The sequence below is a fragment of the Clostridium liquoris genome (genome assembly GCF_002995785.1).
GTDB classification, from domain to species: Bacteria; Bacillota; Clostridia; order Clostridiales; family Clostridiaceae; genus Clostridium_AO; species Clostridium_AO liquoris.
Genome location: NZ_PVXO01000008.1, coordinates 45,145 through 59,344 on the forward strand (window position 1 = coordinate 45,145; position 14,200 = coordinate 59,344).

The following is a 14,200-nucleotide window of genomic DNA, read 5'->3' on the forward strand; positions in this document are numbered from 1 at the left end:
ACTATTATTTATTTAAAATGAGAGGGGAATATTTATGCATTCCTATAAAAAGGAAGTAGGAAATCTAGGTGAAAGTTTAGCTGAAAGTTATTTAATTCAAAATGGCTATATTATACTAGATAAAAACTTCAGATGTAAGCAGGGTGAAATAGATATTATAGGAAAAGACGGAGAATATATAAGCTTTATAGAAGTAAAATCTAGGTACGGGAATTTATACGGCACCCCTGGAGAAGCAGTTAACTTCGTAAAACAGTATAAAATATATAAAACTGCTGAAATGTATATTTTAAAAAAGAAACTTCATAAGTTTAATTTTAGATTTGATGTAATAGAGATAGTATTAAATCATAAAAATGATGATTTCTCCATCAAACTAATTAAGGATGCCTTTCAGATATAATTGTTAAAGTATATTTTTAAGAAAACTAAATCTATGTAAGGGGCATGGACCATATTTTTTTAGTCCATCTATGTGTTCTGGGGTTCCATAACCTACATTTTTTTCGAAACCATAATAAGGATATTTTTTTGAATATCCTTTCATTTTTTTATCTCTATATACCTTTGCTATAATTGAAGCACTTGCTATAGAGGCACTTTTGTTATCGCCTTTTATAATAAACTCATTTTTCAAACCTATATTTTTTACAGCATACCCATCGGATAACACTATTTCAGGCTTTATAGCCAAATCAATTGCAGCCATCTTTAAAACTTCATTATTGCACCAGCCTATGCCCCTAGAATCAATTAGATCATTATCTATCTCTGCAATATTATAATATAAGGCCCTATCCTTAATTATTTCTGATAATTCTTCCCTGGATTTAGCTGAAAGTTTTTTTGAATCCTTTATTCCAAGTATTAAATCCTTATCGCTATTATAATTTAAATTTAGCACCACAGAGGCAGCCACTATAGGCCCAGCTAAAGGACCTCTTCCTACCTCATCTACTCCAGCTATGTAAGTATACTTCCCAAAGGATTTATCGAAATTATACATATCCATAACTCTATTTATTTCTTCTTCATTTTTTTTTATAAATCTTAAAATTCTATCTGATAAATTTTGCACAGTTTTTCTTTTATCTTTTTTTAAAATACTTCCTATATTAAGTAAATAATCCTTATTTTCAATAGAATATTCTTTTTCTAAGGCAAGAATAATATCCTTAATATCCGAAAACTTCATATCAGATAATTGTGTATTATCCTTAAATATTTCTAAGCTCATTTGCAATGCTCCATTCTCTTTATTCAGCATCATTAATAGATATTGGCCTTTCAAGGGATATTTTACCTAACTTTCCCCCTCTAAATTCGTCCATAAGCATAATAGCAACCCTATTGTAGTCTATTTCTCCACCTGATATTACAGCGCCTCTTTTTCTGGCTATGTTATCCATATTCACAAGTGGATTTTCATCTAGTTCTGTAAGTTTATATCTTTCTTTTAATTTTTCAGCATAATCATTTTGTAATCTTTCTATAAGCCTTAAAGCTAAAGTCTCTATATCCATAATCTCATCCTTTATAGCTCCTGTAAAGGCTAAATTTAATCCAACAGTTTCATCCTCAAACTTAGGCCATAACACACCAGGAGTATCCATAAGCTCAATACCTATTTTAGTCTTTATCCATTGTTTACTCTTTGTTACTCCTGGCCTATCTCCAATTTTAGCAATATTATTTTTTGCCATTTTATTTATAAAAGATGACTTTCCTACATTAGGAATTCCAACTACCATCACTCTATCAGTAATTTTTACTAATCCCTTATTTTTTAATCTTTCATGTTTTTCTTTTAATAATTCATCTAAAACTGGCTTTATGTTTTTTATACCATCACCATTTACACAGTTAACAGATAAAACCTTTATATTTTCCTTTGTTAAATACCTTATCCATTGATTGGTAATGGGTTTTTCACTAAGATCACTTTTATTCAATAAGATTATCCTTGGTTTTCCAGCACATATTTCTTCTATTTCTGGATTAGCACTGGACTTTACAATTCTTGCATCTCTTATTTCTATTACTGCATCTACTAACTTTAAGTTTTCCTTTATCTCTCGTCTTGTTTTTGCCATGTGACCTGGAAACCAATTTATTGCCATAATTATCTACCCTTTCTAATGGTTATCTATTTTGTAATGCTGCATTAAGTCTTCCTGCTCTATCAAATGGATATATTCTAAGTGCAGCCCTTCCCACTACCATATTATAATTAACAAAGCCTACTCTCGGATCTCTACTATCTAAACTGTTATTTCTATTATCTCCCATAACAAATATAGTATTCTCTGGTACTGTTACTTCATTAAAATCCTGCATCCTTTGTTCAAATATATAATTTTCATCTAGTGGTTTATTGTTAACATATACTTTATTATCTTCTACTTTAACCTTATCTCCTTCTACAGCAATTACCCTTTTTATAAACTTTTCTCTAGGGTCTGCAGGATATTTTATTACTACAATTTCTCCAGGAGTTGGTTTTCTAAAATAGTAGGAAACTTTTTCTACAATTAATCTATCCTTATTGTGAAGTGTTGGATACATAGAAAGTCCATCAACACTAACAGTTTCAAAAACAAATGTTATAATCAAAAATGCTGCTACAATTGCAATAAGAATTGATTTACCTAATTCTATTAATTCTTTTACCAATATAATCACCATCCCAATATACAAAAAAGGGACTATAAAAGCCCCATTTTTATCTTAATATTTCTTTAACTTTTGCAGCTTTACCTACTCTATCTCTTAAATAGAATAACTTAGCTCTTCTTACTTTACCTCTTCTTGCTACCTCAATCTTTTCAATTGTTGGAGCATTCACTGGGAATGTTCTTTCAACACCTACACCTAAAGCTACTCTTCTTACAGTAAATGTTTCTCTTAGTCCGCCATTTTGTCTTTTTATAACTACTCCTTCGAACATCTGAACTCTTTCTCTTGTTCCTTCTTTGATTCTTACATAAACCTTAAGAGTATCACCAACATTGAAATCTGGTAAATCTGTTCTAATTTGTTCTGCTTCTATAGCTTTAATTACATCTAACATTTGTGCATTCCCTCCTCATCTTTTTTCACGTTCATGCCCCATAAGCAGTGACAGAGGAACGCGCGTACTAGCACGAAATTAATTCTATCATATGTATATATATTTTTCAATATACAACTTACAATTTTTTATTAATTTCTTTCAATAATTTCTTATCTTCTTGGCTTAAATTTAACCTTTGAAATAGATCTGGTCGTCTTTCCATGGTGATGCTTAAAGATTGCATTCTTCTCCACTTTCTTATGTTTTCATGATGCCCAGATATAAGTACTTCTGGCACTTTATCTCCCCTGAAATCTTCTGGCCTTGTATATTGGGGATATTCTAAAACTCCTTTATAAAAGGATTCTTCCATAAAACTTTCACTTTTCCCCAAAACTCCAGGAATAAGCCTACATATACTATCTATAACTGGTATACAGGCCATCTCTCCCCCAGTTAGAACAAAATCTCCTAAAGATATTTCTAAATCAATTTGTTTATATGCTCTTTCATCTATTCCTTCATAATGTCCACATAAAAAAATTAGATGTTCTTCTTTAGACAGTTCTTTAGCTATTTCTTGATTAAATGTCTTTCCTCTAGGTCCTAAAAAGATTACCTTGCCATTGTTATTCTTCTTAACATGTTCTATTGCATCTACAATAGGTTGGGCTGCCATTACCATACCAGCGCCTCCACCATATGGATAGTCATCTACCTTCCTATGTTTATCTAAGGTAAAATCTCTAATATCAACTGTATTAATATGTATTATATTCTTTTTTATAGCTCTGCCAATAATACTGTAGTTAAATATATCAAACATTTCGGGAAAAAGAGTAAGAATATCTATTCTAACATCCATTGTTTTACCGGCTTTATTACTATTTTTCTTTCTTCTATATTAACGCTGATTACAATAGTTTTTAATACTGGAATTAATATCTCTTTTTCTCCCTTAACACAGTACACATCATTATTTTTTGTTTGTATTACATCATACAGTTTCCCTATTTCTTCACCGGTTTCGTCAAAAACCGTACAGCCTATTAAATCGGCTATAAAGTATCTTCCTTCTGGAAGTTTTACCGCATCTTCTCTGGATACCTCTAAATATTTATTTCTATATTTCATAGCTGCTTCTATGGAATCTATTCCTTCTATTTTAAGAATTACTTTATCATTTTGGAGTTTACACCAACTAATAATTCTTTCCTCACCATCAATATATACCTTCTTTAGTTGTCTAAATCTTCTTATGTCATCAGTTAATGAATGTATTTTAAGTTCACCTTTTAGTCCATGGGTATTAATAATCTGTCCTATAGTTAAAAATTCATTCATTATTAATTCTCCTTTTCAAAAAAGAGTTAGGCTGAGCCTAACTCTTCTCTTATATTATTTCCACAACAACTCTCTTATTTTCTTTGATTGCTGCTGCCTTTACTACAGTTCTGATAGCTTTTGCTATTCTTCCCTGTTTTCCAATTACTTTTCCCATGTCTTCTGACGCAACCTTTAATTCAAGTATAATGGATTGCTCCCCAGCAATTTCATTAACTTGAACCATATCTGGGTTATCCACTAGCGATTTAGCTATAATTTCCACTAATTCTTTCATGTACTACACCCCCAAATTATTTAGCAAGCTTTTCATTTAATCCAGTTTTTACAAAAAGCTTTTTAACTATATCTGTAGGTTGAGCACCATTTTTTACCCAAGTAGCTGCCTTTTCTTCATCGATTTTAATTGTAGTTGGTTCAGTTGTTGGGTTGTAGTAACCTATTTCATCAATGAATCTTCCGTCTCTTGGAGATCTTGAATCTGCTACTATTATTCTGTAGAAAGGAGCTTTTTTAGCACCCATTCTTCTTAATCTTATCTTTACTGCCATTATTTTCACCTCCTTTAAAAATCATGTGTATTAAAATGGTAATTTACCAAATAAACCTTTTTTCTTTGAGAAGTTCTTTTGCATACCCTTCATCTGTTTCATCATTTTTTTCATTGCTTCAAAATCTTTTAAAACTTTGTTAACCTGCTGTATGCTTGTTCCTGAACCATTAGCAATTCTCTTCTTTCTTGAAGGAGAGCTGCTTACTAAAGTTGAATTTTTTCGTTCCTTTAATGTCATGGAATTAATTATTGCTTCAATTCTTCCCAATTCTTTTTCACTTTGACTTAAATCAACACCTTGAAGCTCCTTTGAATTAACTCCAGGAAGCATTTCCATAACCTTATTTAATGGGCCTAACTTTTTCATTTGCTGCATGGCTGCCAGGAAATCTTCAAAGTTAAATTCTTGATTCATCATACGGGAGCCAAGTTTTTCTGCTTCCTTTTCATCAATGGCTTGTTGTGCTTTTTCTATAAGGGTAAGCACATCTCCCATGCCAAGTATTCTAGAAGCCATTCTGTCTGGATGGAAAACTTCGAAATCATTCATCTTTTCCCCTATACCGGCAAACTTTATTGGCTTTCCAGTCATAGCTTTTATTGATAATGCAGCTCCACCCCTTGTATCACCGTCTAATTTTGTCAATATAACTCCAGTAATATCAAGTTGTGAATTGAAGCTTTCTGCCACATTCACTGCATCTTGTCCTGTCATAGAATCCACAACTAACAGTATTTCATTGGGATTTACACTATTTTTTATGTTTATCAATTCATTCATCAGCTCTTCATCTATATGAAGTCTTCCCGCTGTATCTATTATTACTACATTATTGTCATTATCCTTTGCATGTTTAATAGCAGCCTTTGAAATATCCACAGGATTTACCTTATCACCTAAACTAAATACAGGTATTTCAATTTGATTCCCAACTACCTGTAATTGCTTTATAGCAGCAGGTCTGTAAACATCACAGGCTACAAGTAAAGGTCTTTTATTTTTCTTTCTAAGCTGTAAGGCTAATTTTCCTGCCATGGTTGTTTTTCCTGCTCCCTGAAGGCCAACTAACATTATAACTGTTATGCCATTCTGAGCAAAATTTATTTCACTTTCCTTACTTCCCATTAACTGTACAAGTTCCTCATTAACTATCTTAATAACTTGTTGTGCTGGAGTAAGACTTTCTAGAACCTCTTTACCAGTGCACTTTTCACTTACATTTTTTATAAACTCCTTAACTATCTTAAAGTTTACATCAGCTTCTAAAAGTGCCAGTTTCACTTCTCTCATAGCTTCTTTAATATCTTTTTCTGAAAGTTTGCCTTTTCCTTTAAGTTTTTTAAGGGTTTCTTGCAGCTTAGAGGTTAATCCTTCAAAAGCCATAGTTATCCTCCTAAAAATTATTAATTAATTCATTTTTTAAATCACTAACTATATTTAAACAATTTTCATCTTTACAACTTTCTTCTAAGCACTGCATCTTATTTAATGCATATTCTTTAAACTTTTGTATCTTATTATTCTTTTCCATAAGCTTTAACTTATCTTCATACTCAAATAACAGTTTATTACATCTTTTTGTTAAGTCATAAATTGCCTGCCTGCTAGTATTAGTATGTTCAGCTATTTCCGCTAATGAAAAGTCTTCATTATAATATAAATTCATTATATATTTTTGCTTTTCTGTTAAAAGTGTTCCATAAAAATCCAATAATATTGAAATCTCAATTCTTTCTTCCATGGGATCTGCAGAACAATTCCTGCATACTCACTCTCTTTTCTTTATCTACTGACGAATTATATAATATCAAATATATAAAGGGCTGTCAAGTATTTTTACTTAACAGCTTAATTTTTTAGAAAAGAGCCTCTACAAATTCTTCAGGGTCAAACTCCTGAAGATCATCTATGCCTTCACCTACTCCTACTAACTTAACAGGAATATTCAATCCATGCTTTATAGATATTACAATCCCGCCCTTTGCAGTGCCATCTAACTTTGTCAGTATAATACCATCCACTTTGCACACTTCCATAAATTGTTTTGCCTGCTGAACTGCATTTTGTCCTGTGGTAGCATCAAGCACTAAATAAGTATGCTTTGTAGCTTCGCTATATTCTCTCTCTATTATTCTATTTATTTTGCCCAATTCATCCATTAAATTCTTTTTGTTGTGTAATCTTCCTGCAGTATCACAAATAAGCACATCTGTTCCCCTGGCCTTTGCAGCCTGAATAGCATCAAAAACTACTGCTGCGGGATCAGATCCCTCTTGATGTTTAATTAAATCCACATTGGCTCTTTCGCTCCATACTTCTAATTGATCTATTGCAGCTGCTCTAAAAGTATCAGCTGCAGCCATCAAAACCTTATAACCATCCTTCTTTAACTTTGCAGAGATTTTGCCTATGGATGTGGTTTTACCCACTCCATTTACTCCCACTACTAAAATTATTTCTGGTGTTTTTTCAGGAGCTATAGAACCTTTTTCTGTTCCCAACATATCTATTAGTACTTCTTTTAAGCAAGGTTTAACCTGTGCAGCATCCTTCACCTTTTTTTCTTTTATCTTTTCCTTTAATTTTTCAATTATCTCTAAAGATGTTTCCACACCTATATCAGAGGTTATTAATATTTCCTCCAATTCTTCATAAAGATCATCATCAATATTTACATATAAATTCAGCATTTCACTTATCTTATCTGTAAAATTACCTTTTGTTTTTGTCAGCCCTTGTTTTAACTTATCAAAAAAAACATCAAACATATATATCACTCCTTAACTTGTTAAATCCACTGAAATTATTTTTGATACACCTTTTTCTTCCATGGTTACACCATATAATACATCACTAACTTCCATAGTTCCTTTTCTATGAGTAATTACAATAAATTGTACATTACTAGAATATTTTTTTAAAAATTCCGCATACCTAGCTACATTAGCATCATCTAATGCGGCTTCAATTTCATCCAATACGCAGAAAGGAGTAGGCTTCATTTTTAATATAGAGAAAAGCAATGCTATAGCTGATAAAACCTTTTCTCCACCAGACATTAGATTTATATTTTGTAATTTTTTACCTGGAGGTTGAACAGTAATATCAATATTTCCATTTAATTCGTCCCCTGAAGAAAGTATTAAATCCGCAGTGCCACCTTTAAATAATTCTTTAAAAGTTTCATCAAACAGCTTTCTTAACTTATTAAAATTTTCATTAAATATCAACCTCATTTTATCAGTCATTTCTGATATTAAATCCAACAATTCTCCCTTAGCCATTATTAAATCTTCTTTTTGATCATTCATAAAAGTGTATTTTTCTTTTATTTCTTTATACTCTTCAATAGATCCTACATTCACTGTACCTAAAGAAGCTATTTTTGATTTTAATTGAAAAATATGGTTTTTATATTCTGTCATATTACTTATATTCTCTTTAAAAGCTAGACCCTCTGCATAAGTAAAATTATAATCATCATTTAACTTATTACAAAGGCCTTCTTTTTCAGCTTCAAATTTGGCTAAGCTTACTTCTAATTTATGAAGTTCATTATCCTTTTTGTTTTTTAACAGATAATTTTCATCTACTCTATCCTTATTTTCCTTTATAGCATCTTTATTTTTTATTATCTGGATTTCTCCCTCTTTAAAATTTTCCCCTAGCTTTTCAACTAGTTTATTAATGTCACTACATTTCTCATTGTTATTTGCAATGCTTTTCTCACATTTTTCTTTTTCCTCTTTTGATTTACGGATGCTGTGAGTCATATCTTCATATTTTTTATTCAATTCTTCTACTTCTTTATCAATTCTAATTAGATCCTTTAATTGATTTGAGGCCACTTCGTCTACTTGAGCCTTTTTAATCTTCTGAGCAGTAAGCTTATCTCTAAGCTCATCAATTTCCTTTTGTTTACCTTCAAGTAAGCTCTCCAAGCTTACTATATTATTTGAATTATCTTCCTCATTTAATTTTAATTTATTTAATTGATTATTCTTATTATCTCTTTCCTTTAAATTATTATTTAAATCTTCTTTTACATTTTCTATTTCCTTATCCCACACATTTAGCTTGCTTTTAAGCTTTAAATTTTCATCCTGTATAGTTCCAAGTTTCTCCTGTAATTTTGTAATTTCAATATTCTCATAGTATATTTTATCTTTTAAGTTTAAACACTCATCATCCAATTTTTTTATATTATCCTTGTCAAGGACTATAGATTTTGAAATATTTTCTATATTCTTATTTAGACTTAATATTTTTTCACTAATCTCTTCTATTTCTCTTTTTCTTCCTATGATACTGGTATTTTTACCATGAAATATGCTTCCTCCTGTTAATGAGCCTCCAGCATTTACCACCTCGCCTAAAAGAGTGACTATCTTATATCTGTAATCTATTTTTTTAGCTATTACAAGAGCACTATCCATATCCTTACATATTATAGTTCTTCCTAAAACATAATCTATAGCATTAGAAAACTTAGAATCATATGCAAGTAAATCACTGCCAATTCCTATATATCCTGGAGTGTTCTTAATGTCTTCTTTAATGGATATTTTTCTAGACTTTATAATATTAATGGGCAGAAATGTGGCTCTTCCTAAATTATTTGACTTTAAATAGCCTATAAGAAATTTTGCTATATCTTCATTTGAAGTAATAATATCAGAAATAGCTCCACCTAAAGCTATTTCCATAGCAGTCTCAAATTCCTTTTTAACCTCTATAATCTCACCTAATACAAAGGCATTCCCATAGGCCTTCTCTATTTTATTATTATGAATATGCTGCATTAATGTTTTTACAGATTTGTTGTAGCCTTCATATTGCTTATCTAAATTTTGAAGAAGCTGATGATTGGCCTCTAATTTATTTTGAAGGCTATTCAATTCTTTAAGTTTATTTTCCTTTTTGAATAAAGAGGAGTTAGTATTACCTATTTCCTTTTTATTCTTTTTAATATTCTCTTCATATTCCTTTACCTTAAATTTCAGCTTTTTTGTTTCTTTCTCAATAGCATCTGATGTATTTGAATTTGTTTTCATTGAATTAATACAACTATCACAAGAGGATTTTATACTATCTAATTTTTTATTTAATACATCAATATTATTCATAAGAAGAGATAATTCATTTTTTAAATTTGAAATATTACCTAAGTAATCCATTTGATCTTCTTTGTATTTTTTAATTTTGCTAAGTTCATCTTCTATATATGAGCTTAGCCCAATAACATCTTTTTCATAGCCACTGATAGAATTATTCAATTCCTTTTGGTTAAGTTGTTGTTCCTTTAATTTTTCTTCTTCTTCATCTTTTATGCCTTTTAAGGTATTAATTTTTATTTTTAATTCTTCTATGGATTTTTCAGTATCTTTTATATAATTATCAAAATTACTTATTCTCTCTTGAAAAATATTTATTTCTCCAATCATATGATTATATTCTTCTTTTTTCTCATAGTAATCCTTTTTATCAGAGGAAATCTTTAGTTCTAACTCCTCCAATCTTTTATTCCACATATTAAGTTTATCCTTATAATCTGAACCTTCTTTTTCAATAAAAGCTATTTCTTTCTTTAAATTCTCCCTATTATTTTGAATTTCTTTTATACTCTTATCTATGTTTTCTATAGAATGAACAATTATATTAACTTCTTTATTCTTCAACTCATTGCTTAAATTTAAAAATTCCTTAGTTTTTTCACTTTCTATTCTTAAAGGTTCTAATCTTTCTTCATAGGTACTTAAGATATCATTTAATCTGGTTAAATTTACTTCCGTATTATCTAATTTTTTCTCTGCTTCCTCTTTTCTTTTTTTAAATTTAACTATACCAGCTGCCTCTTCCAAAATACTTCTTCTTTCTTCTGGCTTACCACTAAGTATAGCTTCTATTTTACCTTGTCCTATAATTGAGTAGCCCTCTTTTCCTATACCAGTATCCATAAATAACTCTTGAATATCCTTAAGTCTGCATTGAGTGTTATTTATATAATATTCACTATCCCCAGAACGATAAATTCTTCTGGATATGGTAACGTCCGAATATTCTATGGGCAACTCTGAATTGCTATTATCTAAGGTTAGGGAAACTTGGGCTAAACTTACAGGCTTCCTAAATTGAGTACCTGCAAATATTACATCCTCCATTTTTCCTCCCCTTAAACTTTTTACACTTTGTTCTCCCAGCACCCATCTTATAGCATCAGATATATTACTCTTTCCACTGCCATTGGGTCCTACAATAGCTGTAATACCATTTTTAAAATGTAATTCTGTCTTATTTGCAAAAGACTTAAAGCCTCTTATTTCAATAGTCTTCAAATACATATATTACAACTCCCTATCTGATAAATAACATAGGCAATAGACTAACTATAAATGCTAAAAGAATAGCACCCACCATTATTCTCATAATTTTTTCTTTTTTTCTTTTTTTCAACTTAAGTCCCTCCATAAAAAGTACTTCGTAATTTTTTAAATATTAACAACATAATAGTTTATATTATATAGCTAAAAATATCAATTGTAAAAATAAAAGCCATGCAGCTGCATGGTTTTTATTTTGTATCTCATTATAAATTATCTAGGTTCTACAATAAATTTAATTGCTGTTCTTTCTTCCCCTTCTATGTTTACTTCTGAAAAGGCTGGAACCACAATTAGATCAATACCATTTGGAGCCACAAAGCCCCTGGTAATTGCAATGGCTTTTACAGCTTGATTAACAGCTCCTGCTCCTACAGCTTGAATTTCCGCCATACTTTTTTCCTTAATTGCTGCTGCTAATGCACCTGCTACAGATTTTGGTTCTGATTGTGCTGATACTTTTAACATTTCCATAAATAACTCCTCCCCATAACACCATAAATATTAATTTTTATTATTGTATTATTTTTAATAAATGTTACCAATTAGTTAACAGTTAATATATTTATTCTATATTAAATTAAAATATCCTTCTTTATACTTCTTTCTAGTATATTCACCTATCGACATTTCACTACATTTTTTATCTGCCTTTAATAATACATTTCCCAATTCAATTGCATTATTTTGAATAACATTAATCTTATTTGTCTTTAATCTTCCTACAGTGTCATAAAAAAATTCTTTTTTATTGGCATAGAGTTTTGAAATATCTCTACTATTTATCTCAATATATAAGTTATCTGCATTTTCTCTATTAAAAAATTCATATATCATATCATTTAATATACTACTGTCTACTAATTCTCTAAAGGCAGGATGAAAGGGGCCAGCCACTACTTCCCTTCCTACATTTATTTCCTCTGTAGGCTGCAGCCCTACCCTTATTACCTTAATACCATTTGCTATAAGCATCCCATATACTATTTTGCAAATAGTCACAGCTTCCTTTAATGAATATGGACTATATATGCCTTGCTTATACATAATTTCCATGGGAGTGTTTTTAACCACTAAAGCAGGATATATCCTACATATATCTGGTTCCATAGATATAATCTTTTCAGTAGTCTCAATATCCTTTAAAAAAGTATCACCAGGAAGTCCCAGCATTATTTGGTGTCCTAGGGTAAATCCATATTCCTTTATAAGTTTTGACGCGGTGTATACGTCCTCCTCACTATGCCCCCTGCCAGATTTTAAAAGCACTTCATCATCCATGGACTGTACTCCTAGTTCTATTATATCTACACCATATTGTTTCAGGTTATCTAATATAGTTTTATCTATATAATCCGGCCTAGTAGATAATCTAATAAAATTAATCTCTCCCTTATCCTTATATGTCTTTGCTACTTTTAATAATTTCTTCTGCTTATTTATATCTATGGCAGTAAAAGTACCTCCAAAGAAAGATACCTCCACTATAGAATTATCAGCATCTATAGTTTTCAAGTAACTTTCAATTATATGCTTTGTATACTTTTCATCTACTATTTCTTCATTTCCCGTTATAGTTCTCTGATTACAAAATACACAATTATGTGGGCATCCTTCATTAGGCACAAATATAGGTATTATATAATGTGTTTTACTCATATTTCTCCTCCATATTTTTAATAGCTTCCTTAGCCGCATTTTGCTCGGCCTCTTTTTTGCTATAACCCTCTCCTTTGCCAAGGATGCTATCATCTATCTGAACCTGCATAAAGAATTTTCTTCTGTGAGGTGGTCCTTCAAATTTAATAAGATCATATCTTATGTCTATATCCCCATGTTCTTGTAATCTTTCCTGCAACTTTGTTTTATAGTCAAGTACTATTTCATTCTTCATAGCCCTGTCAATTATTCCTTTAAAATTGCCTAAAATAAAGGTTTTTGCCACTTCTATACCTCTATCTAAATAAATAGCTGCAATTATTGCCTCCACGCAGTCTGCTAAAATAGAAGCTCTATATCTTCCTCCAGTAAGCTCTTCTCCTTTGCTCATAATCATATACTCACCTAATTTCCATCTTTGAGCCACTTCAAATAGGGAATTTTCACATACGATTAATGCTCTTTTTTTAGATAGCTCTCCCTCGGATTTCTCTTTATAATTCATAAATAAATACTCAGTAATTACAAGCTGTAACACTGAATCCCCTAAGAATTCTAATCTCTCATTATATTTAACATGTTTCTTTTGATTTGCATAGGAACTATGCGTAAGTGCTACATTTAATAATGATTCATCTTTAAATACAATGCCTAATTTATATTCCAATTCTTTACGGTATCTCTTGTTTTCCATATATAATGACTCCTTTTATTAAGAAGTTTATTATTCAATTTGCTATGTAAATTAACATAGTAAATTCAACAATAAACCTTATTATTTTTTGTAAAGATAAAGCCCCGTAAAATAAAATACGGGACTTTCTTGTTATCCTTCAGTATGAGCTTTTATGTATTCTACTACATCTCCTACTGTTGATATTTTTTCAGCATCTTCATCCGGTATTTCTAAATCAAACTCAGTTTCTAATGCCATTACTAATTCAACAATATCAAGTGAATCTGCCCCTAAGTCATCCATAAATGATGATTCCATAGTTATTTCTTCTTGGTCAACACCCAATTGTTCTGAAATTATATTTTTAATCTTTTTTAATATCATAATTTCACCTCCTGAAAATCTTATATAGTATTCTCGAAAACTCCCAAGGTACTGAAGTTTCTACATTAATTTTTCTATAGAAATCAGCTTCACCCCAGAGTTTTTTCAAGTTTTATATTGTACGAATAGCTTATATAATTTAAGATATTCG

Annotated in this window: 17 protein-coding genes; 1 reads left to right on the top strand and 16 read right to left on the bottom strand. The window is 30.4% G+C overall.

Annotation, left to right across the window (positions count from 1 at the left end; genetic code table 11):
• Window positions 1-34 precede the first annotated feature (34 nt).
• The gene (locus CLLI_RS02190) at window positions 35-403 is read left to right on the top strand and encodes a YraN family protein (protein ID WP_106062617.1); all 369 of its coding nucleotides are present in this window, start codon (window positions 35-37) and stop codon (window positions 401-403) included.
• A gap of 3 nt (window positions 404-406) precedes the next feature.
• Here CLLI_RS02190 and CLLI_RS02195 read toward each other — a convergent pair whose 3' ends face one another.
• The 16 genes from CLLI_RS02195 to acpP form a co-directional block, all read right to left on the bottom strand.
• Window positions 407-1,237: a ribonuclease HII gene (locus CLLI_RS02195; RefSeq protein WP_106062635.1), complete on the bottom strand. Its 831-nt coding sequence runs from the start codon at window positions 1,235-1,237 to the stop codon at window positions 407-409.
• Window positions 1,238-1,256: 19 nt separating this feature from the next.
• The gene (ylqF, locus tag CLLI_RS02200; RefSeq protein ID WP_106062618.1) at window positions 1,257-2,120 is read right to left on the bottom strand and encodes a ribosome biogenesis GTPase YlqF; all 864 of its coding nucleotides are present in this window, start codon (window positions 2,118-2,120) and stop codon (window positions 1,257-1,259) included.
• A 22-nt stretch (window positions 2,121-2,142) separates the two neighbouring features.
• Window positions 2,143-2,673 carry a signal peptidase I gene (gene lepB, locus CLLI_RS02205; RefSeq protein ID WP_106062619.1) on the bottom strand — a complete coding sequence of 177 codons (531 nt, stop codon included), beginning with the start codon at window positions 2,671-2,673 and terminating at the stop codon, window positions 2,143-2,145.
• Between the two features lie 49 nt (window positions 2,674-2,722).
• Window positions 2,723-3,070 carry a 50S ribosomal protein L19 gene (rplS, locus tag CLLI_RS02210; protein ID WP_106062620.1) on the bottom strand — a complete coding sequence of 116 codons (348 nt, stop codon included), beginning with the start codon at window positions 3,068-3,070 and terminating at the stop codon, window positions 2,723-2,725.
• Window positions 3,071-3,188: 118 nt separating this feature from the next.
• Entirely contained in the window at window positions 3,189-3,917 is a 729-nt protein-coding gene (gene trmD / locus CLLI_RS02215; protein ID WP_106062621.1) for a tRNA (guanosine(37)-N1)-methyltransferase TrmD, read from the bottom strand.
• The gene (rimM, locus tag CLLI_RS02220; protein ID WP_106062622.1) at window positions 3,902-4,396 is read right to left on the bottom strand and encodes a ribosome maturation factor RimM; all 495 of its coding nucleotides are present in this window, start codon (window positions 4,394-4,396) and stop codon (window positions 3,902-3,904) included. The genes trmD and rimM overlap by 16 nt, the downstream gene beginning before the upstream one ends.
• A 49-nt stretch (window positions 4,397-4,445) precedes the next feature.
• Entirely contained in the window at window positions 4,446-4,673 is a 228-nt protein-coding gene (locus tag CLLI_RS02225) for a KH domain-containing protein (protein WP_106062623.1), read from the bottom strand.
• A 16-nt stretch (window positions 4,674-4,689) separates the two neighbouring features.
• Entirely contained in the window at window positions 4,690-4,947 is a 258-nt protein-coding gene (rpsP, locus tag CLLI_RS02230) for a 30S ribosomal protein S16 (RefSeq protein ID WP_106062624.1), read from the bottom strand.
• A 30-nt stretch (window positions 4,948-4,977) separates the two neighbouring features.
• Window positions 4,978-6,333 carry a signal recognition particle protein gene (gene ffh, locus CLLI_RS02235; protein WP_106062625.1) on the bottom strand — a complete coding sequence of 452 codons (1,356 nt, stop codon included), beginning with the start codon at window positions 6,331-6,333 and terminating at the stop codon, window positions 4,978-4,980.
• 10 nt (window positions 6,334-6,343) lie between these two features.
• A complete protein-coding gene (locus CLLI_RS02240) occupies window positions 6,344-6,691 on the bottom strand; it encodes a putative DNA-binding protein (RefSeq protein WP_106062626.1) in 348 nt (115 codons plus the stop codon).
• A 115-nt stretch (window positions 6,692-6,806) separates the two neighbouring features.
• On the bottom strand, window positions 6,807-7,718 hold the full coding sequence (gene ftsY / locus CLLI_RS02245; RefSeq protein ID WP_106062627.1) for a signal recognition particle-docking protein FtsY: 912 nt from the start codon (window positions 7,716-7,718) through the stop codon (window positions 6,807-6,809).
• A 12-nt stretch (window positions 7,719-7,730) separates the two neighbouring features.
• Complete coding sequence (gene smc / locus CLLI_RS02250; RefSeq protein WP_106062628.1) at window positions 7,731-11,291, bottom strand: chromosome segregation protein SMC; 3,561 nt, start codon at window positions 11,289-11,291, stop codon at window positions 7,731-7,733.
• 252 nt (window positions 11,292-11,543) lie between these two features.
• The gene (locus CLLI_RS02255; protein ID WP_106062629.1) at window positions 11,544-11,804 is read right to left on the bottom strand and encodes a stage V sporulation protein S; all 261 of its coding nucleotides are present in this window, start codon (window positions 11,802-11,804) and stop codon (window positions 11,544-11,546) included.
• 96 nt (window positions 11,805-11,900) lie between these two features.
• On the bottom strand, window positions 11,901-12,989 hold the full coding sequence (locus CLLI_RS02260) for an elongator complex protein 3 (protein WP_106062630.1): 1,089 nt from the start codon (window positions 12,987-12,989) through the stop codon (window positions 11,901-11,903).
• Entirely contained in the window at window positions 12,982-13,683 is a 702-nt protein-coding gene (gene rnc, locus CLLI_RS02265; RefSeq protein WP_106062631.1) for a ribonuclease III, read from the bottom strand. The genes CLLI_RS02260 and rnc overlap by 8 nt, the downstream gene beginning before the upstream one ends.
• A 132-nt stretch (window positions 13,684-13,815) precedes the next feature.
• Window positions 13,816-14,049, bottom strand: a complete 234-nt coding sequence (gene acpP, locus CLLI_RS02270; RefSeq protein WP_106062632.1) for an acyl carrier protein — start codon at window positions 14,047-14,049, stop codon at window positions 13,816-13,818.
• Window positions 14,050-14,200: the final 151 nt, after the last annotated feature.